Source organism: Curtobacterium sp. JUb34, from assembly GCF_003755065.1.
In the GTDB taxonomy this organism is placed as follows: Bacteria; Actinomycetota; Actinomycetes; order Actinomycetales; family Microbacteriaceae; genus Curtobacterium.
In genome coordinates, this window is the sequence record NZ_RJVH01000001.1 from 503,557 (window position 1) to 525,308 (window position 21,752).

General features: G+C 70.3%; 20 protein-coding genes. 8 read left to right on the forward strand and 12 right to left on the reverse strand.

The genetic code is table 11. The features are described from left to right. The first annotated feature begins 28 nt into the window (after window positions 1-28). Window positions 29-1,753, forward strand: coding sequence for a ubiquinone-dependent pyruvate dehydrogenase (gene poxB, locus EDF63_RS02360; protein WP_123310863.1), 1,725 nt, complete (start codon window positions 29-31; stop codon window positions 1,751-1,753). Window positions 1,754-1,819: 66 nt separating this feature from the next. Here the strand turns inward: poxB and EDF63_RS02365 are convergent, their stop codons facing one another. After that, a complete protein-coding gene (locus tag EDF63_RS02365; protein WP_123310865.1) occupies window positions 1,820-2,503 on the reverse strand; it encodes an SDR family NAD(P)-dependent oxidoreductase in 684 nt (227 codons plus the stop codon). Window positions 2,504-2,604: 101 nt separating this feature from the next. Between EDF63_RS02365 and EDF63_RS02370 the strand changes: the two genes are divergently transcribed. The 3 genes from EDF63_RS02370 to EDF63_RS02380 all read left to right on the forward strand — a co-directional run bounded on the left by EDF63_RS02370 (window position 2,605) and on the right by EDF63_RS02380 (window position 5,278). Then, window positions 2,605-3,447 (forward strand): helix-turn-helix transcriptional regulator, encoded by an 843-nt coding sequence (locus tag EDF63_RS02370; RefSeq protein ID WP_123310867.1) that lies wholly within the window; start codon window positions 2,605-2,607, stop codon window positions 3,445-3,447. Window positions 3,448-3,588: 141 nt separating this feature from the next. Beyond that, window positions 3,589-5,082: a putative Ig domain-containing protein gene (locus EDF63_RS02375; protein WP_123310869.1), complete on the forward strand. Its 1,494-nt coding sequence runs from the start codon at window positions 3,589-3,591 to the stop codon at window positions 5,080-5,082. Window position 5,083: 1 nt separating this feature from the next. After that, the gene (locus EDF63_RS02380) at window positions 5,084-5,278 is read left to right on the forward strand and encodes a hypothetical protein (RefSeq protein ID WP_123310871.1); all 195 of its coding nucleotides are present in this window, start codon (window positions 5,084-5,086) and stop codon (window positions 5,276-5,278) included. A 74-nt stretch (window positions 5,279-5,352) separates the two neighbouring features. Here the strand turns inward: EDF63_RS02380 and EDF63_RS02385 are convergent, their stop codons facing one another. Beyond that, window positions 5,353-5,652 (reverse strand): Dabb family protein, encoded by a 300-nt coding sequence (locus EDF63_RS02385; protein WP_123310873.1) that lies wholly within the window; start codon window positions 5,650-5,652, stop codon window positions 5,353-5,355. Window positions 5,653-5,680: 28 nt separating this feature from the next. Beyond that, window positions 5,681-6,568 carry an SDR family oxidoreductase gene (locus tag EDF63_RS02390; protein ID WP_123310880.1) on the reverse strand — a complete coding sequence of 296 codons (888 nt, stop codon included), beginning with the start codon at window positions 6,566-6,568 and terminating at the stop codon, window positions 5,681-5,683. A 138-nt stretch (window positions 6,569-6,706) separates the two neighbouring features. Here EDF63_RS02390 and EDF63_RS18840 point away from each other — a divergent pair, with 138 nt between their 5' ends. Genes EDF63_RS18840 through EDF63_RS02400 form a run of 3 tightly spaced genes read left to right on the forward strand, consistent with a single transcriptional unit; the run spans window position 6,707 to window position 9,372 of the window. Further along, window positions 6,707-7,210, forward strand: coding sequence for a hypothetical protein (locus EDF63_RS18840; RefSeq protein ID WP_221180513.1), 504 nt, complete (start codon window positions 6,707-6,709; stop codon window positions 7,208-7,210). A gap of 9 nt (window positions 7,211-7,219) precedes the next feature. Then, entirely contained in the window at window positions 7,220-8,521 is a 1,302-nt protein-coding gene (locus EDF63_RS02395; RefSeq protein ID WP_221180514.1) for a hypothetical protein, read from the forward strand. Window positions 8,522-8,538: 17 nt separating this feature from the next. Beyond that, on the forward strand, window positions 8,539-9,372 hold the full coding sequence (locus EDF63_RS02400) for a family 16 glycosylhydrolase (RefSeq protein WP_123312173.1): 834 nt from the start codon (window positions 8,539-8,541) through the stop codon (window positions 9,370-9,372). Window positions 9,373-9,469: 97 nt separating this feature from the next. Here EDF63_RS02400 and EDF63_RS02405 read toward each other — a convergent pair whose 3' ends face one another. The 4 genes from EDF63_RS02405 to EDF63_RS02420 form a co-directional block, all read right to left on the reverse strand. Next, the gene (locus EDF63_RS02405; protein WP_123310882.1) at window positions 9,470-10,201 is read right to left on the reverse strand and encodes a trypsin-like serine protease; all 732 of its coding nucleotides are present in this window, start codon (window positions 10,199-10,201) and stop codon (window positions 9,470-9,472) included. A 250-nt stretch (window positions 10,202-10,451) separates the two neighbouring features. Beyond that, the gene (locus EDF63_RS02410) at window positions 10,452-10,667 is read right to left on the reverse strand and encodes a helix-turn-helix domain-containing protein (protein ID WP_148061698.1); all 216 of its coding nucleotides are present in this window, start codon (window positions 10,665-10,667) and stop codon (window positions 10,452-10,454) included. Window positions 10,668-10,909: 242 nt separating this feature from the next. Beyond that, complete coding sequence (locus EDF63_RS02415; protein ID WP_260232948.1) at window positions 10,910-13,045, reverse strand: Ig-like domain repeat protein; 2,136 nt, start codon at window positions 13,043-13,045, stop codon at window positions 10,910-10,912. A 93-nt stretch (window positions 13,046-13,138) separates the two neighbouring features. Next, window positions 13,139-14,425, reverse strand: coding sequence for a HupE/UreJ family protein (locus tag EDF63_RS02420; protein WP_123310887.1), 1,287 nt, complete (start codon window positions 14,423-14,425; stop codon window positions 13,139-13,141). 122 nt (window positions 14,426-14,547) lie between these two features. On the opposite strand from EDF63_RS02420, the gene EDF63_RS02425 reads away from it, so the two are divergent. Continuing rightward, the gene (locus EDF63_RS02425) at window positions 14,548-15,270 is read left to right on the forward strand and encodes a hypothetical protein (protein ID WP_123310889.1); all 723 of its coding nucleotides are present in this window, start codon (window positions 14,548-14,550) and stop codon (window positions 15,268-15,270) included. A 24-nt stretch (window positions 15,271-15,294) separates the two neighbouring features. Here the strand turns inward: EDF63_RS02425 and EDF63_RS02430 are convergent, their stop codons facing one another. From EDF63_RS02430 to EDF63_RS02450, 5 genes are all read right to left on the reverse strand, one after another. After that, window positions 15,295-16,218, reverse strand: coding sequence for an ROK family protein (locus EDF63_RS02430; protein ID WP_220036441.1), 924 nt, complete (start codon window positions 16,216-16,218; stop codon window positions 15,295-15,297). Continuing rightward, window positions 16,215-17,903, reverse strand: coding sequence for an ABC transporter ATP-binding protein (locus tag EDF63_RS02435; protein ID WP_123310891.1), 1,689 nt, complete (start codon window positions 17,901-17,903; stop codon window positions 16,215-16,217). Before EDF63_RS02435 ends, EDF63_RS02430 begins: the two co-directional genes overlap by 4 nt. Continuing rightward, window positions 17,903-18,796: an ABC transporter permease gene (locus EDF63_RS02440; RefSeq protein WP_123310893.1), complete on the reverse strand. Its 894-nt coding sequence runs from the start codon at window positions 18,794-18,796 to the stop codon at window positions 17,903-17,905. Before EDF63_RS02440 ends, EDF63_RS02435 begins: the two co-directional genes overlap by 1 nt. After that, a complete protein-coding gene (locus tag EDF63_RS02445) occupies window positions 18,793-19,752 on the reverse strand; it encodes an ABC transporter permease (RefSeq protein ID WP_123310895.1) in 960 nt (319 codons plus the stop codon). The genes EDF63_RS02440 and EDF63_RS02445 overlap by 4 nt, the downstream gene beginning before the upstream one ends. A gap of 93 nt (window positions 19,753-19,845) precedes the next feature. After that, a complete protein-coding gene (locus EDF63_RS02450) occupies window positions 19,846-21,642 on the reverse strand; it encodes a peptide ABC transporter substrate-binding protein (protein ID WP_123310897.1) in 1,797 nt (598 codons plus the stop codon). Between the last annotated feature and the right edge of the window lie 110 nt (window positions 21,643-21,752).

The window sequence follows — 21,752 nt, forward strand, 5'->3', positions numbered from 1 at the left end:
CGCAGCCGTCCCCGAGTAGACAGGACGCATGCCAACCGTTGCCGAGAACATCGTCGCCACCCTCCGCAAGAACGACGTCGCGCGCGTCTACGGCCTGCCGGGGGACTCCCTCAACGGCTTCACCGACGCCCTGCGCAAGGACGGCACGATCCGGTGGGAGCACGTCCGCCACGAAGAAGCCGCCGCCTTCGCGGCGAGCGCCGAGGCCGAACTGACCGGTGAGCTCGCGGTCTGCGCCGGCAGCTGCGGCCCGGGCAACCTGCACCTCATCAACGGCCTGTTCGACGCGAACCGGTCGCGGGTCCCGGTGCTCGCGATCGCCGCGCACATCCCCACCGCCGAGATCGGCTCCGGCTACTTCCAGGAGACCCACCCGCAGGAGCTGTTCCGCGAGTGCTCGGTCTACGTCGAGTACGTCGCCGACCCGACGCAGATGCCCCGCCTGCTCGAGATCGCGATGCGCGAGGCCGTCGAGAAGCGCGGGGTCGCCGTGCTCGTGATCCCGGGCGACGTCCTGCTCGCCGAGGCCAAGGACGACCGCACCACGCGCATCGAGCGCACGACGCCGCGGATCGTGCCGAGCGAAGCCGAGCTGCAGCGCACCGCCGAGCTGCTGAACGGTGCCGACAAGGTCACCATCCTGGCGGGTGCGGGCGTCGCCGGAGCGCACGACGAGGTCGTCGCGCTCGCCGAGCGACTGCAGGCCCCGATCGTGCACGCCCTGCGCGGCAAGGAGCACATCGAGTGGGACAACCCCTACGACGTCGGGATGACCGGGCTGCTCGGCTTCGCGTCCGGGTACCGCGCGATGGAGGACGCCGACGTCGTGCTCATGCTCGGCACCGACTTCCCGTACCAGCAGTTCTTCCCGGCCAAGGCGAAGCACGTGCAGGTCGACATCCGTGGGTCGCAGCTCGGCCGGCGGCACCCGGTCGACATCGGCCTGGTCGGCACCGTGAAGGACACCGCGCTCGCCCTCATCCCGCTGCTGACCGGCTCGCACCCGACGACGCACCTCGACAACGCCCTGAAGCACTACCGGAAGACCCGCGAGAAGCTCGACGACCTCGCCGTCCCCGCCGGCCGGAAGAAGCCGCTGCACCCGCAGTACGTCGCTCGTGTGCTCGACCGGATCGCCGCCGACGACGCCGTGTTCATCCCGGACGTCGGCTCCCCCGTCGTGTGGGCGTCGCGCTACCTGACGATGAACGGCAAGCGTCGCCTGATCGGGTCGTTCGTGCACGGCACGATGGCGAACGCGGTGCCGCAGGCGATCGGTGCGCAGACGGCCTTCCCGGACCGCCAGGTGATCGCACTCGCGGGCGACGGCGGGCTGACGATGCTCCTCGGGGAGCTCATCACGATCGTGCAGAACAAGCTGCCGGTGAAGATCGTCGTGTTCGACAACTCGTCGCTCAACTTCGTCGAGCTCGAGATGAAGGCGGCCGGGTTCGTGAACTACGGTACCGAGCTGCAGAACCCGGACTTCGCCGCCGTCGCCGAGGCGATCGGCATCAAGGGCTTCAAGGTCGACGTCTCCGACGACTTCGAGGACGCCATGGCCGCCGCACTCGCGCACGACGGGCCCGCGCTCGTCTCGGTGCGCGCGAACCGGCAGGAGCTGTCGATGCCCCCGGCGGTCACGCTCGAGCAGGCGAAGGGGTTCACGCTCTACGCCATCCGCACGGTGCTGTCCGGTCGCGGCGACGAGCTGCTGGACCTCGCGTCGACCAACGCGCGGCAGCTGCTGTAGACGCGACCGCACGGCGGACGGGAGGCGCGGTGCCAGCTGGCACCGCGCCTCCCGTCCGTCGCGGCGTCACCACCCGAGCGGCTGGCCGTCCTCCAGGAACACGCCGGTCGGGCCCTCCGGGCCCACGCTCGCGGCGGCCGCGACGGTCGCCGCGCTCACCGCGACGGGCCGACCGTGCGGGTTCGGCACCCCACCGAGCTCGGTCGCCGTGTAGCCGGGCTCGAGGACCACGAAGCGCACCTCGGGTGCGATGCGGGCGTACTGCACCGTGAGCATCGAGACGGCCGACTTGCTCGCGCCGTAGACCGCGGCCTGCACGGTCGACGCCGCGCTGTCCGGGTCGTGGACCGCCGTGAACGAGCCGAGCGCGCTCCCGACGTTGACGACGAGGGGGCTGGCCGATCGGCGCAGGATCGGCAGCGCGGCCTCGGTGGTGCGAACGATGCCGACGGCGTTCGTGTCGAAGACGGCAAGCGCGTCCGGACCGTTCAGGCCCCACATCGCGATGCCGGCGTTGTTGACCAGGACGTCCAGGCCGCCGTTCGCGTCGATGTGCGCGAAGGCTGCGGTGACCGAGTCGTCGTCGCGGACGTCGAGCTGGACGGAGCGGGCGCCGATCTCGGCGGCGACCGCGGCGCCCTGGTCGGCGTCACGGGCGCCGATCCAGACGGTGTGGCCGGCTGCGACGAGCTGGCGGGCGGTTTCCTTGCCGAGGCCACGGGTGGCGCCGGTGATGAGTGTCGTTGTCATGGGTCCAGCGTCACGCTCGACGCGGTCGGCAGGGAGTCGCCCGGTTGTCGTAGGACTGGTGGGGCCAGGACGCGGCCGCGACGTGCGCGCAGACTGGTGGCATGGCGGACACGGACTTCGGGCACACCCTGCGACGGCTCCGCGACCACGTCACACCAGCGGCCGCCGGCATGACCGTCGGGCCGCGGCGTCGAGCGGCCGGGCTGCGGCGCGAGGAACTCGCGGGCCTCGCGGGGATCTCCGCCGACTACCTGACCCGCCTGGAGCAGGGACGCGCGACGTCGCCGTCCGCCCAGGTGGTCGAGGCGCTGACGCGTGCCCTCCGGGTCTCGGACGCCGAACGGGAGCTGCTGTACCGGCTCGCCGGGCACGCGGCCCCGGGCGCGGACGTCGTACCGTCGCGGATCCCGCCGAGCGTGCAGCGGCTGCTCGACCGGCTGGCGGACACCCCGGTCGCGGTGCTCGACGCCGCCGGGAACCTGCTCGTGACCAACGCTCCGCACGAGGCCCTGATGGGGCCGATCGGCGGGATGCGCGGGAACGATCGCAACACCGCCTGGCGGCACCTGGTCGGATCCGGCAGCCGGGCCGTGCACACGCCCGCGGAACAGGCGGCGTTCGAGGAGAACCTGGTCGCCGGACTCCGGATGACCGCGGCCCGCTACCCGCTCGACCGGCAGTTGCAGCAGCTCGTGCGGGACCTCCGGGCCGCGAGCCCGCGGTTCGTCGAGCTGTGGGACTCGGGTGCGACGACGATGGGCGAGACGGCCCGCCGCAAGGTGATCGACCACCCCGACGTCGGGCTCATCACGCTCGACTGCGACACCCTGGTCGTCGGGCCGGAGGACCTGCGGATCCTGGCGTACACGGCGGTGCCGGGGTCAGTGGACGCGGAGCGGTTGGCGCTGGCGATCGTGCTCGGGACCCAGTCGTTGGTGGAGTGAGCACTCGCCCCCAATTCGTGGGGGATGCTCGCGACGTGGCCCTCAGCCCGTTCCAAGGTTGGCTACGATCCGAGAGCGCCGGCTTCCGGCGATCTCAGACGTCCGGGCTCCTGCCGGACTGCACACCCGAGGGGACCACCCGTGCAGCACAGCACTGCAACACTTCGACGCGCCTGCGCGATCGGCGCGACCATCGCCGTCATCGGCCTGAGCGCCGGCTTCGGCGCGTTGACGGCCACGACCGCCTTCGCCGACGAGCAGCCCGTCGCGCCGACGAGCACCGCGACCGCGTCCCCGGCGCAGGGCGCTGACAGCACGGCCGACGGCGCTGACGAGTCGGCTCCGCCGGTTCCCGGGGCGACGTCCAGGCCGACGGCCGAGGCGACAGCTGATCCCACCGCGGAACCGTCCCTGCCGGTCAGCACGCCGGCCGCGACTGCGACTCCCGATCCGACCGCGCCCGTCGCAGCCGAACCGGCCGCGTCGCCGACCGCGACGATCACCGGGGACGCGACCGTCGGCAGCACCCTGACGGCGACCGGGCACGACTTCACCGGCGACCTGGCCTACGCGTGGACCAGCGGTGACACGTCCTTGCCGGTCACCGCTGACTCGTACGTCGTCGCTGCATCGGAGGCCGGCAAGACCATCAGCGTCACGATCACCAGCGACGCCGAGGAGTCCGCGACGACCACGACCGCCGTCATCACGCAGGAGGCGGCCTTCCCGGAGGCCTCGACCGAAGACGACCCGATCACGTTCTCCGCGGTCGCCGGTGAGCGTTTCACCCACACGTTCGCCGCCGAGGGCTTCCCCGCACCGACGTACTCGGCTGCGTACTACTCGCTCGACGATCCGTACGCGAGCGAGGACGACGGCGATGAGTCCGGGTACCTGCCGTACGGCCTGTCCCTGGACCACGCCACCGGCGCGCTCTCCGGGAAGCCCCGCTACTCCGGCACCTACGCGTTCCGCATCGTGGCGACGAGCGGCACCACGACCGCGTCGCAGTACGTCAACATCACGATCGACGCCGCCGCACCGCTCGGCGTGGAGGTCACCGCCGAGGACAAGGACACCTTCCTCACCGCGCACTCCACCAGCTGGGTCATCGAACGCGACGGCACCGTCTGGACGTTCGAGAACGAGACCACCCGTCAGCCCGACGGTGGGTACATCGGGTTCGGGGTCGGGTTCGAGGGCGGCCAACCCACCATCGACCAGGGCGGGACCCTGCTCGTCAGCGGCCACCTGGTCGACCGCTTCGGCAACGAGGTCGACGACGCCGACGGCTACCCGGTGCCGTTCACGGTGACCTCGGATCACGCTTCCGACGTCATCACGCCGAGCCGCGACCCGTGGGTCGCGACCGATGTCACGTTCCCCGAGGCGTCGACGCACTCCCTCGAGGTCGCCTCGAGCGGGTTCGCAACCGCCTTCACGGTCGACGTCCAGCCCACCGCGGCGCCGGCAGTCTCCCCCACGGGCACGGTCGTCACCCCGACCGCGAGTACGGGCGAGCTCGCCTACACGGGGTCGGACGCGATGCACCTGCTCCCCTGGGCCGGCGGCCTCGCCGTCACCGGAGCAGCGGTCATCGCGCTGCAGGCCTCCCGCCGCCGGAAGCAGCACTGACGTGGCGACGAAGAAGCTCATCCCCGAAACCGCGCTCGTCGCCTACCTGGTCGGCGTGCCCCTGGCGGTAGTGGGTGCGATCGCGGCGCTGAGCCTCGGCGGTGTCGAAGGTGCCGTCGCCGGGGCATCGGCGTTCATCGGCGGCGTCCTGTTCGTGTGCACCGGCATGGTGGTCAGCGCGATCGACCGGCGTTGATCCCTCGTCAGGCGCTGCGGGGTGCGCGCGCGGCGTCAGCACCCCCGATCCAGTCCGGACGGAGGTGCTGCCGGCTACGCCGCGTCCTCGACGTCGAACACCACGACCCGTGCACTCGCTCCGCCGATGAACTCCGCCACCGGCCGGTGCTCCGGGTGCGGCAGGTACCCGGCGAGCGCTGCCCGATCGCGGAACCGGACGACGAGCATCCAGTGGAACCCGCCCTCCAGCCCCTCGGTGCTCACGCTCGTCCCCGACTGCACCGACTCGACACCGTCGATCCGCGGCAGGTGCTCGCGGGACAGGGCGTCGGCCTCGGACGACCGGTCCGCTCCGTCCCACTCGACCAACACGGTGTGCGTCACTGCGGACACGTGGTCTCCTCGTCTGTCACGACGCCGATCAGAACGCGGGCGTTCCGCCGGCGATCGTGATCGTGGATCCGGACTGGTAGCTGGACTCCGGGCTCACGAGGTGCACGTACGCGGCACCGAGCTCGGCGGGCTGTCCGGGTCGACCGAACGGCGAGGTCTCGCCGAAGTGCGACACGGTCTCGGCGTCGTCGGAGCCCGGCTGCAGCGGCGTCCACACGGGTCCGGGCGCGACGGAGTTCACGCGGATGCCCTTCGGGGCGAGCTGCTGTGCAACGGCCTCGGTGAAGAGCTTGATCGCACCCTTCGACACCGCGTAGTCGATCTTGTCGGCCGACGGCGTCGACGCCTGGATCGAACCCGTCGTCACGATGGTGGAGCCCGGCTCGAGGTGCGGCACCGCAGCCTTGGTCAGCCAGAACAGCGAGTAGATGTTGGTCTTGAACGTCGAGTCGAACATCGACGTGTCGAGGGTCAGGATGTCCTCGTTGCTGTCCATGCGGCCGGCGACCATGACCAGGGTGTCGAGACCGCCGAGCTCGTCGACGCCCTTCTGCACCAGGTCCTTGCAGTACTGCTCGTCGGAGATGTCACCGGGGAACAGGACCGCGCGACGGCCCTCGGACTCGAGCAGGTCGCGGACCTCTTCGGCGTCCTCCTGCTCGTCCGGCAGGTAGGACAGCACCAGGTCGGCGCCTTCGCGCGACAGCGCGATCGCGGCCGCTCGACCGATGCCGGAATCGGCGCCGGTGATGATGCCGCGGTAGCCGGTCAGCCGCTCACGGCCGACGTAGCTCTCCTCGCCGTGGTCAGGCTTCGGGTCCATCTTCCAGGCGGCACCCGGCAGCGACTGCTCCTGCTTCGGGTACGGCGGGGCCGGGTAGAGGGTGTTCGGGTCGCGCTTGTCGTACTGGCTCATGCACCCCACTGTCGTCGTCGCGCGTGGACGCGCGTTCAGCGTCGCGCGCCGGGTCGGTCTGCTGCGACCCTGGGTCGCCACTGGTCCCCATTTCGTCCGACTGTCCGGGCGCTCCGACAGGTCTACGGTCTGTTCCGTGTGGCAACGACGCCGCACGACGACGAATCGAGCATCATGCAACGACGGATGAAGCAGCTCGTCGCGATCGCCTTGAGCGCCGGTGTCGTGGGGGCCCTCGTCCCCGCGATCTCCGCCCAGGCGGTCGCGACGAGCGACACCCCGGACTTCGGGAGCAACGTCAAGATCTACGATCCCTCGGTGCCCGCGTCGACCATCCAGGCCGACGTCGACGCCGCCTTCACCAGTCAGCTCCGCAGCGCGAGCGCGCAGTTCGGCACGCAGCGGTACGCCTTCCTGTTCAAGCCCGGCAGCTACGGCCGCGTCTGGGCGAACCTGGGCTTCTACACATCGGTCGCCGGGCTCGGGAAGAACCCCGACGACGTGACGATCAACGGTGCCGTGAACGTCGATTCCGGATGGAACGCCGGGGACGAGAAGAACGCGACGCAGAACTTCTGGCGGTCGGTCGAGAACGTGGCGATCGCCCCCGAAGGCGGCACCGACCGGTGGGCGGTGTCGTAGGCCGCGCCGATGCGTCGGGTGCACATCAAGGGGAACCTGACGATGGGGCCGTCCAACCAGGACGGCGGCCAGGGGTACTCGTCGGGCGGCTACATCGCCGACACCAAGGTCGACGGCACGGTGACCTCCGGGTCGCAGCAGCAGTGGTACACCCGGAACTCCACGATCGGCTCGTGGCAGGGCGGCAACTGGAACATGACGTTCTCAGGGGTGAACGGCGCCCCGGCGAACGACTTCTCGAAGAGCTACACCACGCTCGCCACGACCCCGACGACGCGGGAGAAGCCGTACCTGTACGTCGACTCGTCGAACAAGTACCACGTGTTCGTCCCGTCGCTGCGGCAGAACTCGAGCGGTGTCACGTGGCCGAACACCGGCGGCACCGACTTCCCGATGCGGAACTTCTACGTCGCCCACCCGGGCGACTCGGCGGCGACCATCAACGGCGCGCTGGCCCAGGGACTGAACCTGTTCTTCACACCGGGCACCTACCAGCTCGACGCGGCGATCAACGTCACCCGCGCGGACACCGTCGTGACGGGCATCGGCTTCCCGACGCTCGTGCCGACCAAGGGCAACGCCGTCCTGACCTCGACCGACGTCGCGGGGGTGAACGTCTCGAACCTCGTGGTCGATGCGGGCACGCAGAACAGCGCGCAGTTGGTCCGCCTCGGCGCGTCCGGGTCGCACGTCGACCACGCCGGCGACCCGCAGAGCATCCAGGACGTCTTCTTCCGCGTCGGATCGAGCGTGCAGGGCAAGGCCTCGACCACGCTGCAGGTGAACGCCGACGACACGCTCGTCGACCACATCTGGGCCTGGCGCGCGGACCACGGCGGTGCGGCGACCGGGTGGACCGTGAACACCGGGGCGACCGGCGTCGAGGTGAACGGCAACGACGTCCTCGCCACCGGGCTGTTCGTCGAGCACTACCAGAAGTACGAAGTGCAGTGGAACGGCAACAACGGCAAGACGATCTTCTTCCAGAACGAGATGCCCTACGACGTGCCCGACAACGCCTCGTGGCAGAGCCCGACCGGCGCCGGCTACGCGGCCTACAAGGTGGCGGCGAACGTGACGAGCCACGAGATCTGGGGCGGCGGCGTCTACTGCTTCTTCAACACGAACCCCGCGGTGCACGCAGACCGGGCGTTCGAGGTCCCGCAGACCGCTGGCGTCCGCGCGCACGGCCTGGTCACGGTCTCGCTCGGCGACACCGGCACCATCTCGAGCGTCATCAACGGCGTCGGTGGTGCGGTGCCGACACCAGCGGGCAACACCGCCCCGAACCGCGTCGCCTCGTACAACTGATCCCGGGAGGATCGATGATGCACACCACTCGGAAGCGACGACTGGTCGCTCTCACGGTCGCCGGAGCGGCGGCCATCGCACTCGGTGCGGGCCCGGTCCTGCAGGGAGCGGACCCCGCGAACGCCGCGAGCGGCGACGTGGTCTGGTCGCAGGACTTCGACGGAGCCGCGGGCAGCGCGCCGGATCGATCGGCGTGGACGAACGAGACCGGCGGCGGCGGCTGGGGCAACAACGAGCTCGAGGACTACACCGACTCGCGCGACAACTCGGCGCTCGACGGGCAGGGCAACTTGATCATCACGGCGAAGCGCGAGGCGGACGGTTCGTACACCAGCGCCCGACTCACGACGCAGGGCAAGTACACGCCCCGGTACGGCCGCGTCGAGGCCCGGATCCAGATCCCCCGCGGCCAGGGCATCTGGCCGGCGTTCTGGATGCTCGGCTCCGACCTGCCCCAGGTCGGCTGGCCGAACTCCGGCGAGGTCGACGTGATGGAGAACGTCGGGTACGAGCCGGCGACGGTGCACGGCACGGTCCACGGGCCCGGGTACTCCGGCGGTCAGGGCATCACGTCGAGCTACCAGCACCCCCAGGGGTGGTCGTTCGCGGACACGTTCCACACGTTCGCGGTCGACTGGAAGCCGGGATCGATCACCTGGTCGGTCGACGGTGTCGCGTACAAGACGGTCACGCCGGCCGACACGGGTGGCAATCCGTGGGTCTTCGACAAGCCGTTCTTCATCGTGCTGAACCTCGCCGTCGGCGGCAGCTGGCCGGGCTACCCGGACGGTACGACGCAGTTCCCGCAGCAGATGAAGATCGACTACGTCCGTGTGATCGACAACTCCTGACCCAGCGCGGGTGGGCGACCAGCCGCTCTGGAGACGGCTGATGACGGACGGGAGGCCCGTGGCGGCGTCGCCACGGGCCTCCCGTCCGCCACCTGGTTCAGACGCCGGCCGTGGTCTTGATCCAGGACGAGGCCTGCGACAGCAGGGCGTAGTTCGAGCCGGCCTTGGTGTTCGCGCCGGGGTCGGCGCTGTCACCGGTGGAGCAGACGGCGACGACCTTGCCGTTCACGAGCAGCGGGCCGCCGGAGTCGCCGTGGTTCGAGGCGCCGGTCACGCCCGTGAGGTGCTGCGCACGACCGCTGTAGGCGTCGGTGCTCGCGCCGGTGAGCGAGACGGTGGCCTGGTAGAGCCCGTCGGACTGGGTCGCGTTCGCGCGCAGGCCGTAGCCCTGGATGGTGCCGGTCCCGCTCGACTTGGCGGTCGCGGTGAGGTCGAGGGGTGCGTACGTGGACAGCGCGTACGCGGTCCGCAGGTGGACGAGGGCGATGTCGCCGGCCGGCGAGGCACTGACGCGGTCGACGGCGACGGCCGTGCCCCGGTTGGTCGTGGAGTTCGAGTGGTAGACGTTCATCGCACCGATGCCGTCGATGCAGTGGCGGGCGGTGAGGATCCACGAGGCGTTGATCTGCTCACCGGTGCAGTTGCTGACGTAGCCGGACGGGATCGAGCCGCCCGACGCCTCGAGCTGGACCGCCCACGAGGTGGTGGGGGCCTTCTCGCCACCGACGACCTTGGTGCTGGCCGGCAGTGCCGAGGCGGGTGACGCGGCGAACACGCCCGCGGTGATGACGGCCGCGGCGGCGAACGCGGCTGCGATGGACTTCTTCATGACGACTCCTCTGTCGGGGGAAGCACCTGACCCGTTGCGTTGTGCAACTGGTCAGCATCCTGACCCTCGTTCGGGGGCCGCGCCAGTCCGCACTTCGGCGGACGGGGCCGCCCGAGGATCGTGTCGACCGGGAAACCGGAGGAGCGACATGAGCACGAAGACCGCTCGGAGGACGCGCCCGACCGTCGTCACCATCGCGTCCGGCATCTGGTGCCGACCGGCACGCCGTCGAGGAACGTGCGCAGCTCGCTCATCGGTCGCGCTCGTTCGCCTCGAGGACCAGGCCGAGGACGGTCAGCGCGTCGAAGGCAAGACGGAGCTGTGCGGTGCCCTTCCCGCCTTCGAACTCGTTGACCCATCGGCGGCTGACACCCATCCGCTCGGCGAGCTCAGCCTGGGACCAACCGAGATGCGTGCGGCGCTCGTGCACGAGATCGCCCAGTGCAAGGGCAGTGTCGACTCGCATGTGCACCTCCGCTGTAATCGTCCGGTTACAGCGGAACCCTGTCACCGATCGCTTACAAGTACCACCAGTAACCCATCGCTTACACAACGTGTTCGGAACCGATCGCTCCCACGGAGTCTTGCGGTCGTAGTGGTCGGCACGCCCGTGGCGATCGTCGTCCTCGCTTCACGATCGCGCAGTCCTGAACGACGCACGAGGGCCCCGCGACCGGAGTCGCGAGGCCCTCGCTCGGTGCACTGGTGTTACTTGATGACGATCGACTGCACCGGGCTGGTGCTCGTCGTCAGGGTGTCGGTGCCGGCGAAGACGGCGTGCAGCTTGTGCGTGCCCTTCTTCAGCGAGAGCGCCGAGGTGACCTTGCCGTTCTTGACGGTGACGGTCGCCAGGCGCTTCGTGCCCTGGTAGATCCGCGCGGTGCCGTTGACGGTGAAGCCCGTGGCCTTCACCTGCACGGTCGCCTTGCCGCCGCTGTACTTGAGCGCCGTGCGGGACGGGGCCTTCGTGACGGTGACGGTGGTGGCCTTCGCGGTCGCCGAGTCGGTGCCCGAGAAGGTCGAGTCCGCGTTGACGAACTCGGCGGTGAGCGCGTGCGTGCCGATGGCCAGGGCGCTGGGGAGCGTCATGGTGGCGGTGCTGTTCTTCACCGGGACGGTGCCGAGGACCTTCTTGCCGTCCGAGACCGTCAGCGTGCCCTGCTGCTTGCCGATGCCACCGGCGATGGTCGCGGTGACCGTGGCCGGCTTCGCCGCGTTGTAGGTCTGCGACGCGGCGGAGACGGCGAGCGTCGTGGTGGTCGCCGGCAGCGTGGCGTGCAGGTCGAACCGGTCGACCGTCGAACCGATCGCGGCCGGGTCGGCGGTGGCGGTCGGCTGGAGCGTCACGCCGCAGCTGTCGACGTTGCCGTGCTGGACCGCCGAGTTGAGCGTGGTGCAGTCACCGGCGCGGATGTCCTGGACGGAGAGCTTCTCGTCGGTGACCGACACCTTCACGAAGGTGCGGACGTGCTCCTGGTTCTCGACCGAGTTGGCCCAGTGGCGCTTGCCCGTCGGGTCGAGCGGGTCCGCGCCGTAGCCGCTCTGCGTGGCGTCCGGAGCGGTCAGGTCGTAGTACTTCGAGCCGGAGGCCGAGTTCGCCGTCATGTAGATGACGCCACCGGGGCCGGAGAAGACCTCGGGAGCAGCGGGCTGCTCGTTGACGTTGGCCTTCTTGCCGTTCTTGATCGCGTAGCTGCGCGAGTAGGAGTGGTCGTGGCCCTGCAGGACGAGGTCGACGCCCATGTCGGAGAACGCACGCGTGAAGTCGAACCGGCGCTGCTGGTTGTCCTTGTCGTTCGCGTGGTCGGCCGGCGAGTAGATCGAGTGGTGGTAGACCAGCGTGGTCCACTTCGCGTCGTCGCCGTAGCGGTTGATGACGTCGCGCACGTAGTTCACGTGGGCAGCGTCCGAACCGGCCGCGTAGGCGTTCGAGTTGATGTCGATGAACAGGACGCCCTTGTACATGTACCAGTAGTCGCCACCCGAGTTCGCGGTGGTGTTGCCACCCGGGTAGAAGTCCGGCACCTTGAGCGAGTTCGGCACCTGGTTGTGCTGCTCGTACGCCTTGCCGCCGACGTCGTGGTTGCCGATGGTCGAGGCCCACGGGTAGCGCTTGAGGACGTCGCTGCTGTCGGCGAACGCACCCCACTCGTACTCGTTGTTGGCGTGCTCGATCTGGTCGCCACCGGAGACCAGGAGCTCGGCGTCCGGCTCGGTGGTCGTGGCGTACTTCAGCGTGTCCGCCCAGCCCGCCCCGTCGTCGTCGACGTAGCCCGACGAACCGATCTGCGGGTCACCGAAGAACAGGAAGTCGAAGTCGCCGGAGAAGCTCTTCGTGGTGAACGTGTAGGACGCCGACCATGCCGACCCGTCCGCCGCACCGACGTGGTACGTGTACGAGGTGTTCGGCTCGAGGTCCGAGATCGTGGCGTGGGCGTTGATGTAGCCCGACTCGGCGGCGATGCCGTCGATGTTCTTCGTGTTCGAGTCCGTCGTGCTCGTGTCGGCTGCGGTGTTCGCGGCCTTCGACGCGGCGATCGTCGACTTGGCGTCGGTGAAGACCCCGTCGGTCATCGACGCGGTCTTCTGGATCTCGAGCGACTGGGCGACGTTCGTCGGGAAGTACCACGAGGCGATGCGCTGGCTCTCGGTGGCGCCGACGCCCAGCAGGATGTGGATCGGGCCGCCGGTGGAGATGTTGGTGGTGGGGGTGTTCGTCGCCGCGGTGGCGGCGTTCGTGCCGACCATCGAGGCACCGGCGATGAGCGCGGCCCCGAGGACGGCTCCGCACACGCGGAGGGTGGTGGTTCTGCGCCGTGTGGTGGCGCCGGACAGGAGACTCATGGTGGTCCGTTTCTCAGACGTGGGATGGTGCAGCACGGAAGACTCTGCATGCACTGCGAAACGTCTTGGTAAACGCTGAGTGACAAGTCGTGGTCATCCTGCAGCGAGGCGCTCGACGAACCAGATCATCCCCATCACGAACACCCCGGCGGTGACGGCTCCGGTGACCCAGAGCGAGACACGGTGGGCCTTCCGGCGCAGGAGGGACAGCGGCGGGAACACGATGACGATGATCGCGAGCTGCACGGCCTCGATGCCGACGTTGAAGATGAGGAGCGACACGAGCAGCTGCCACGAGAACGCCTCGTGGATGCCCAGCGCCCCGGCGAACCCGAGTCCGTGGATGAGCCCGAACGCGAAGACGACGGCCAGGCGCGTCCAGCCGGCTCGGTCGAGCGAGAAGTGCCCGTGCGTACCGACCACGAGTTCGTCCGCCCGCGACCGGCGCCGCCAGAGCCGCCACAGGTACCAGCCGGCCACTGCCGCGATGGACAGGGCGATGAGCGGCTCGACGACGATGGCGGGCGGGCTCACCACCCCGAGCGCGGCGAGGATGAACGTGATCGAGTGCGCGATCGTGAACGCCGACGCGGTGTAGACCACCTCGCGCAGACGTCGTGAACCGGCGACGAGCGCGACGAGGAACAGGATGTGGTCGATCCCGGTCAGCAGGTGCTCGGCGCCGAGGCGGAAGAACTCCCAGAAGCGCTGCCCTGCCGACTGCTCGGTCGAGAACGACGGCTGCGCGGCGTCGAGTGTCGCCGACCCCTGCTTCGCGTCGACGTCGTACGTGACGATCGTCTTGGTGTCCCGCACGAAGGTCTCGCTGTCCGGGAACAGCGTCGACCGGACGACGTGTCCGGTCTGCGTCTCCGACGGCTCGGGGCAGGTGAAGTCGGCCGTCACGTGGGCGTACGGCACCTCGTCCTGCAGGTCGACCGTCACGGTCTTCCCGAGCACGGCCGTGCAGCGCTGCCCGCCGGCCCCCGTCACCGTGAACCGGTCGGACACGTACTTCCCGATGGCGTCGGTGTGCGCCTCCGCCGCCGACACCATGCCGGGGAAGTCGCCGTCGTCCCAGGCCGCCTGGCCCTGCGTGTGCAGGGGGTCGTCGTGCTCGCTCGTGGCGACCGACACCAGCATCAGGTCGTACTCGAGCCCGAGCTCCGCGTGCACGACCGTCGGTTCCGGCGACGTCACCTTCGCGTAGACGACCGAGCTGAAGCCGTGCGCCGATGCCGGCGACGCCCCGGCCAGCACGCCGACGACGACCACCCCGAGCAGCAGGAGCACGGCGACGACCCGGGCGATCAGCGCGGCGGCGCGGGACGGACGGACGGGGCGGGGGCGCAGGAGCGCGACGGAGGTTCCGGAAGGCACGCGCAGACGATCCGGCCCTCGGACGACCGGCAGGTGAACAGGTGGTGACCAGCAGTGGGACAGGTGTCGGACAGCCGCCGGAGTCGGCCCGGTGGGGCGCACCGACGTGTTTCGATGATGCAGTGACCCGCCTCGCCGCTCGGACGACCGTCCTGCTGACCGCCGTCGCCCTCGTCGGCGCCGGCGCCGCCGTGCTGGCCGGGTGCTCGGCGACGCCCGGCGGGACCGACGCAGGAACCGACGCCGGTACCGGCACGTCGGCGACGGCCCACGCCACGGCCGGCGCCCTCGGCGCGGGCTTCTCCGACCCGACGCGGCCGCCGGCACCCGAGGCCACCATCCACCCGGAGCCGGGTTCGTGGTCCGGGGTGCACGCCCCCGACGGTTACGACGTCGTGCTCCTGTCGGACGCCGGCGACGCCGAGGACGCTCCGACCCGGACCCTGCTCGACGCCGTCGCGTCGTGGGCGGCGGACGAGGACGTCACCGTCACGACGGTGTCGGCGACGGACGCCGACGACCGGATCGCCGCGGTCACCCGGGCGATCGACGAGCGGTCCGACCTGGTGATCAGCGTCGGCAACCACATGGTCGACCCGCTCGCCGCGGTGTCGCCGACCGCGCTGCACCAGCAGTTCCTGGTCGTCGGCGCCGAGATCGCCGAGCCGACGTCGAACGTGACGGCCGCGGACTGGACCGGCGGCGGCTTCCGCGGCGAGGGACTCGGGCCGTCGAGCCACTACGACCCGTCAACCTTCACCGAGGAGCGCGCCGACCGCGCGCTGCGTGCGGGCCTGGCGGCGGTGCTGCACGACCTGCGCGGCATCGTCGTCTGGGTGCGCTGACCCCGGCTGCCGCCGAGCCGGCCGCTACGCCGGCTCGGCCTCGAGCACCAGCGCGCGCACCTGCGACGCGGCGCCGAGCGCGACGGCGTCCGACCCGAGGGTCGACTGTGCCAGGCGGATCGTCGCGCCGCTCACCGGGGGCTCGGCCGCGATCGCCGCGGTGATGGCCGGTTCGAGCAGGTCCCACGACCGCGCGATGCCACCGCCGATCACGATCGTCGTGACGTCGAGGATGCCCGCGGTGAGCAGGGCGGCACGCGCCAGTCCCCACCCCGCGGCCTGGAAGACGGCGGCGGCGTCCGTGTCACCGGCACGTGCGGCGACCGCGACGTCGCGCGCCGACAGCCGCCGGCCGGATCGTTCGGCGTACCGGTCGGCGATGCCGCGGGCGCCCGCGATGGTCTCGAGGTGTCCGACCTGTCCGCAGGTGCACAGCGCGTCGCCGAAGCCCGGCACGTGGCCGATCTCACCGGCGGCGCCGCGCGGCCCCGCGAACAGCCGTCCGCCGAGCACGAACGCACCGCCGACTCCGGTGCCGAGGGTCATCCCGAGCACGTCGGACTCCCCCGCGACGGCGCCGGTGGCGATCTCGCCGAGCAGGAACGCGTTCACGTCGTTGTCGAGCGTCGCCGGCACGCCGAGGGCGTCGTTGACCGCGCGGGTCACGCCGTAACCGGCCCAGCCGGTGAACGAGTTGCCCGTCACCAGGACGGTGCCCGTGGCCGCGTCGACCACGCCGGCCGCGCCCACCCCGACACCCGCCAAGGAGGCCCGGTGCCGGACGAGCAGGCCCGTCACCGCTCCGACGGCGGCCGTCACGATCGCCGCCCCGCCCGCGTGGGCGGGCGTCGGCAGGTCGACGCGGTCGACGACCTCGAGGTCGGGGGTCGTCAGGACGACCTTGGTGTTCGTGCCGCCGACGTCGACGCCGGCGATCACCCGGGTCACGCGGTCACCGCCGCGAGCGAGGCGAGGCGCTCGGTCCGCCGCTGCCGTTGCAGGACGGGGTCCGGCACGGGCACGGCGGCGAGCAGGCGTCGCGTGTAGTCGGTGGTGGGGTGCAGGAGCGTCGTGCCGGTGGTGCCCTGCTCCTCGACGACCCCCTGGCGCATCACGACGACGCGCTCGGCGAAGTGCTGCACCACGGCCAGGTCGTGCGAGACGAACAGGCACGCGAAGCCCAGGTCGTCCTGCAGCTCGCCGAGGACCTCGAGCACGGTCTCCTGCACGCTGACGTCGAGCGCCGAGGTCGGTTCGTCGGCGACGAGCAACCGCGGCTCGAGCACCAGGGCACGGGCCAGCGAGACCCGCTGGCGCTGCCCACCCGAGAGCTCACGCGGGGCCCGGGACGCCAGGGTCCGCGGCAGCCGGACGGCGTCGAGCACCTCGTCGATCCGGCGGCGACGGTCCGCCGACGACATGCCACGGCGGTGCACGGCGAGCGGTTCGGCGATGCACTCCGCGACGGACATCCGGGCGTCGAGCGAGGCCACGGGGTCCTGCAGCACGACGCCGATGCCGGACCGGAGTGCCCGACGGTCACGACCCTTGGCGCTGCGCAGGTCCTGCCCGAACAGCGAGACCGTGCCGGACGTCGGCTTGATGAGCCCGAGCGCCACCCGGGCCGCGGTGGACTTGCCGGAGCCGGACTCGCCGACCAGGCCGACCGTCTCGCCCGCGTGCACGGCGATGTCGATCCCCTGCAACGCGTGGACGGCGCGCGCCCCGCGCCCGAAGGTCACCGAGACGTCCCGCAGGTCGACCACCGGGGCCGCACCGGGCCTCCCGGCCACCGCGTCAGCGGACCCCGCGTCGTCCGGGGCGGCGGGACGGTCGCCCGCCACGTCGAGCCGCGGTACCGCGGCGAGCAGCCGCTTGGTGTACTCGTGCTCCGGGCGGAGCAGGACGTCCTCGACGCTGCCGGTCTCGACGATCTCGCCCTGCAGCATGACCGCGACGCGGTCCGCGAAGTCCGCGACGACGCCCATGTTGTGCGTCACGAGCAGGACGCCCGTGCCGGTGTCGACGGCGAGCTTCCGGAGCAGTTCGAGGATCTCGGCCTGCACCGTCACGTCGAGCGCGGTCGTCGGTTCGTCCGCGATGAGCAGCTTCGGCGAGTTCGCGATCGCCATCGCGATCACCACGCGCTGCCGCTGCCCGCCGGACAGCTGGAAGGGGAACGACCGCGCCCGCTGCTCCGGCGACGGGATCCCGACGCGGCGGAGCAGGTCGACGGCCTCGGCCGCGGCGGCGGACGCGGAGACGTCGCGGTGGTTCCGGATCACCTCGGCGATCTGTGCGCCGACCCGGGTGAGCGGGTCGAGGGCGGTGGCCGGCTCCTGGAAGACCATCGACACCGTGGAGCCCCGCAGGGCACGGAGCGACGGCTCGGGAGCGCCGACGACCTCGTGACCGGCGACGAGCGCGCTGCCCGTCGCCGTCGCGTTGCCGGAGAGCAGGCCCATCGCGGCGAGCGCCACGGTGGACTTGCCGGACCCGGACTCGCCGACCAGGGCGAGCGTCTCGCCGGGGGCGACCGTCAGCGACACGCCCCGCACGGCCGACACGGTGCCGGACTCGGTGCTGAAGGAGACGCCGAGGTCGGACGTCCGCAGGATCGGTTCGGTGGTCATCAGCGGCCCCTCACGTCGAAGGCGTCCCGGAGCCCGTCGCCCACGGCGTTGAACGCGCAGACGATCAGGATCACGGCCAGACCCGGCGGCACGATGAGCCACCAGCGTCCGGAGTACGCGGCGGTGAGTCCCGCCGAGAGCATGCCGCCCCAGTCCGTCGCGGGCGGCTGCACGCCGAGCCCGAGGTACGAGACGTAGGCGACGAGCAGGATCGCGTCGGCGACCTGGAAGGTGGCGGCGACGACGATCGTGGACACCGAGTTCGGCAGCAGGTGCTTGCCGATGGCGCGGGCGTGCGAGCCGCCGATCGCTCGCAGCGTCAGCACGTAGTCGCGGTTCTTCAGCGTGAGGGTCTCGGCGCGGATCAGGCGGGAGGGCACCAGCCACGACACCAGCCCGAGGATCAGGATGAGTCCGGCGACGCCGGGGGTCGTGATGGCCGAGATGACGAGCAGGATGAACAGCGCCGGGATCGCGATACCCGCGTCGACCACGCGCATCATCAGCGCGTCGACCCAGCCGCCGACGTACCCGGCGACGGAACCCCAGAGGGTGCCGACGACGGTGGCCAGGACCCCGGCCGCGATGCCGACCATGAGCGAGACCTTGCCGCCGTACATGAGTCGGCCGAGGACGTCGTGGCCGACGGCGTCGGTGCCGAGCCAGTGGGCGGCGCTCGGACCCTGGTTGGCCTGCTCGAGCAGGGTGTGGGTCTGGTCCGTCGGGTACAGGAGCGGGCCGACGAAGCAGAACAGGACGATGACGACGATCACGGCAAGGCCGATCACGGCGAGCGTGTTGCCGCGGAACCGGCGGGCGGCGAGCCGGAACCCGGTGGCCGCGACCGTGACGGGGGCGCCCGGGGCTTCGGGTGCCAGTTGTACGGCGCTCATGCTCGGCTCGCCTTCACTCGGGGGTCGATCAATGACTGCGCGACGTCGGCGAGCAGGGTGCCGATGACGGTCGCGATGGAGATGACGAGGACGCAGCCGAGCAGCGTCGGGTAGTCCGACGACTGCGCCGCGTTCCAGAACAGGAGCCCCATGCCGGGGTAGTTGAAGAGCTGCTCCGTGACGAGGGCACCGCCGAACAGCACGGGCAGGTAGTAGCCGAGCATCGCGACGACGGGCGTCAGCGAGTTCCGGAACACGTGGCGGCGCAGGATCGTCATCGTCGACGCTCCCCCGGCGCGGGCGGTGCGGACGTAGTCCTCCTGCAGGTTCTCGAGGGTCGAGGCACGCATGTACCGGCTGAACACGGCGATCATCGCGAGCGCTCCGGTGACGACGGGCAGGACGAGCCCGGCCGGGTCCTGGAAGACCTCGGCGAGGGTGTTGCCGCTCGGCGCCTGCGACGGCAACCACGGCAGCTGCTGGCTGAACACGATGATCAGGACGAGGCCGAGGAAGAATGCCGGCGTCGAGTAGAAGACGAAGGCCAGCGCGGTGGCGGCGTAGTCAGCCGCGCCGTTGCGGCGGGCTGCCTGGAGCATGCCGACCGGGATGGCGACGACGAGGCCGAGGACGGCGGAGATGCCGGTGAGGACGAGGGTCTTCGGTAGGCGCTCGGCGATGAGCTGCGACACCGGTTCGTTGAGCGTGTACGAGGTGCCGAGGTCACCCGTGAGCAGGCGGCCGAGGAACCGCAGGTACTGCATCGGCAGGGCCTGGTCGAGTCCCTGCGCCTGGTTGAACGCGGTGATCTGCGCGGGCGTGGCCGAGACGCCGAGGACACCGCGGGCGGGTCCGCCGGGCAGCGCGTGCAGCAGGCAGAACACCACGATCGTGACGATGAGGATCACCGCGAGCGCCTGCAGGACGCGCCTGGTGAGGTAGAGAGCTGTGGTCATGCGGCTTCCGATGGTCGGATTGGAGACGTGCGAGGGACGGGAGGCGCGGTGCGCGTCGGGCGCGCACCGCGCCTCCCGTCCGTGGTCACGGTCTTACTTGGTCCACTTCCACTGGGCCGGGTGGAAGTTGGCGAGCGAGTCCTGGTCGAACCCGGACAGGCCCTTCTTGACGACCGAGATCTGGTAGTCGGGGCTCGGCAGCCAGATCACCGGCAGGTCCTTCGCGACCGCTGCGCTGTAGTCCTGCACGGCGGTGGCGTCGGTCGAGGTGGTGGTCGCGTCGATCAGGTCGTCGACCTGCTTGTTCGAGTAGCTGCCGAAGTTCGCCGAACCGCCGGTCGAGAAGAGCGACTCACCGGTCGGGTAGGCCGGGAAGTACCAGCTGCCCGCGGTGCCGAAGAACGACAGGTCCCAGTCGCAGCTGGCCTCGTCGCTCGTGCAGGTCGGGGTCTGCGACAGCACGCTCGACACCGGCGCGGTCTTGATGGTGAAGCCGATGCCGGTCTTCGCGAGCGAGGACTGGATCGCGCTCATCATGTTGTCGGTCACGGTCGAGCCGGACTGCGACAGGACGCCCATGGTGAACTTCGTGCCGTCCTTGACGCCCTCGCCGCACTGACTGTCCGACGTGCCCGGGTCGGTGCAGACCATCGTGCCGCCCTGCTCCTCCCAGCCGTGGCTGGTCAGCAGGTCCTTGGCCTTCGACGTGCTGAACGGGTACGGGTTGTCCTTCTGCACGTCGGAGACGTAATCGGACTCCTGCGCCTGCGGGATCGGACCGTAGGTCGAGGTGGCGGTGCCGTTGAAGACGACCTTCGACAGGGACTTCTGGTCGATCGACATCTGCACGGCCTGGCGGGCGTACAGCTGCTTGAAGACCGCACCCATGTCCGGGTTGTTGAAGTTGTACGGCATGTACGTGATCGCCCAGCCGGTCCACGGCTCGACCTCGTAGCCCTTCGCCGTGAACGACGACTCCTGGTCCATGTCCGTGGCGTTGATGTAGCCGTAGTCGACCTCGCCGGAGCGGACCGCGTTCACCTCGGCATCGGCCGTCGTGAACGGCAGCAGGTTGACGGTCGTGATCGAGGGCTTCTCGCCGCCGTCGTACTTCGTGTTCGCGGTAAGGGTGACCTTGCCGGCGGTGGTGAACGCCTTGACGCCGTAGGGACCGGAGATGGTCTTCCACAGGTCGTCGGTGGCGTAGTCGGAGATCTTGCCGGCCGCGGTGTTCAGGTACTTCCAGACCTGCTTCGCGCCGGCGGTGGTCTCATCGGCGTCGGTGACCTTCGCGCTCGCGCTCGTCTTGTCCCAGGCGTGCTGCGGCAGCGGGATGATGTGGCTCAGCTGGTTGGCGAGCATCCAGTCCGAGTTGTACGCCTTGTCGAACGTGATCGTGAAGTGGGTGTCGTCGACGGCCTTGAACGACGTCCAGTTGTCGGGCGCCTTGCCCTTCGAGTACGAGCCCCACTGGTCCTTGTTCGCCTTGATCAGGTTGAACCAGAACTCGACGTCGCGGCTGGTGATCGCCTCGCCGTCGGACCAGTGCCGGTCACCGAGGGTGATCTCGACGCTCTTGCCGTCGTCGGCGAACTCCGCGTCCGTGGCGACGGAGCCGTCCTTGTTCCACGCGATCTTTCCGGTGGAGCCGTCGTACGCGACGAGCGGCTCGTACAGCGACTGCGCGATGGAGCCGTTGTTCGTGTTGAGGTGCGCGGCGGTGCCGATCGGCAGGATCCAGTTGGGCGTGAAGTTGGCGGGGAGGGCGTAGTCGATCTCGTCCGTGTTCGCGTTCGAGGTGGCGGAGCCACCCCCGGAACATCCGGCGAGCAGGGCGCTCACGGCGAGCGCTGCTCCGGTGAGGAGCGCCCAGCGGCGGGGCTTGGTCATGTGTGTCTCCTGGTGCGTGGGAGTTCTGGGGAGGTGGAGCACGCGTGCCGAGCGGCACGCACACAGTCAATGGCCAAAGCCGTTGGAAAAACAAACATCTTCGTGTAAAA

Excerpts from the sequence above, each read along its gene's own strand:
- poxB (WP_123310863.1), top strand. The coding sequence starts at position 29 with ATGCCAACCGTTGCCGAGAACATCGTCGCCACCCTCCGCAAGAACGAC.
- EDF63_RS02365 (WP_123310865.1), bottom strand. The coding sequence starts at position 2,503 with ATGACAACGACACTCATCACCGGCGCCACCCGTGGCCTCGGCAAGGAA.
- EDF63_RS02370 (WP_123310867.1), top strand. The coding sequence starts at position 2,605 with ATGGCGGACACGGACTTCGGGCACACCCTGCGACGGCTCCGCGACCAC.
- EDF63_RS02390 (WP_123310880.1), bottom strand. The coding sequence starts at position 6,568 with ATGAGCCAGTACGACAAGCGCGACCCGAACACCCTCTACCCGGCCCCG.
- EDF63_RS02395 (WP_221180514.1), top strand. The coding sequence starts at position 7,220 with ATGCGTCGGGTGCACATCAAGGGGAACCTGACGATGGGGCCGTCCAAC.
- EDF63_RS02400 (WP_123312173.1), top strand. The coding sequence starts at position 8,539 with ATGCACACCACTCGGAAGCGACGACTGGTCGCTCTCACGGTCGCCGGA.
- EDF63_RS02405 (WP_123310882.1), bottom strand. The coding sequence starts at position 10,201 with ATGAAGAAGTCCATCGCAGCCGCGTTCGCCGCCGCGGCCGTCATCACC.
- EDF63_RS02410 (WP_148061698.1), bottom strand. The coding sequence starts at position 10,667 with ATGCGAGTCGACACTGCCCTTGCACTGGGCGATCTCGTGCACGAGCGC.
- EDF63_RS02415 (WP_260232948.1), bottom strand. The coding sequence starts at position 13,045 with ATGAGTCTCCTGTCCGGCGCCACCACACGGCGCAGAACCACCACCCTC.
- EDF63_RS02435 (WP_123310891.1), bottom strand. The coding sequence starts at position 17,903 with ATGACCACCGAACCGATCCTGCGGACGTCCGACCTCGGCGTCTCCTTC.
- EDF63_RS02440 (WP_123310893.1), bottom strand. The coding sequence starts at position 18,796 with ATGAGCGCCGTACAACTGGCACCCGAAGCCCCGGGCGCCCCCGTCACG.
- EDF63_RS02445 (WP_123310895.1), bottom strand. The coding sequence starts at position 19,752 with ATGACCACAGCTCTCTACCTCACCAGGCGCGTCCTGCAGGCGCTCGCG.
- EDF63_RS02450 (WP_123310897.1), bottom strand. The coding sequence starts at position 21,642 with ATGACCAAGCCCCGCCGCTGGGCGCTCCTCACCGGAGCAGCGCTCGCC.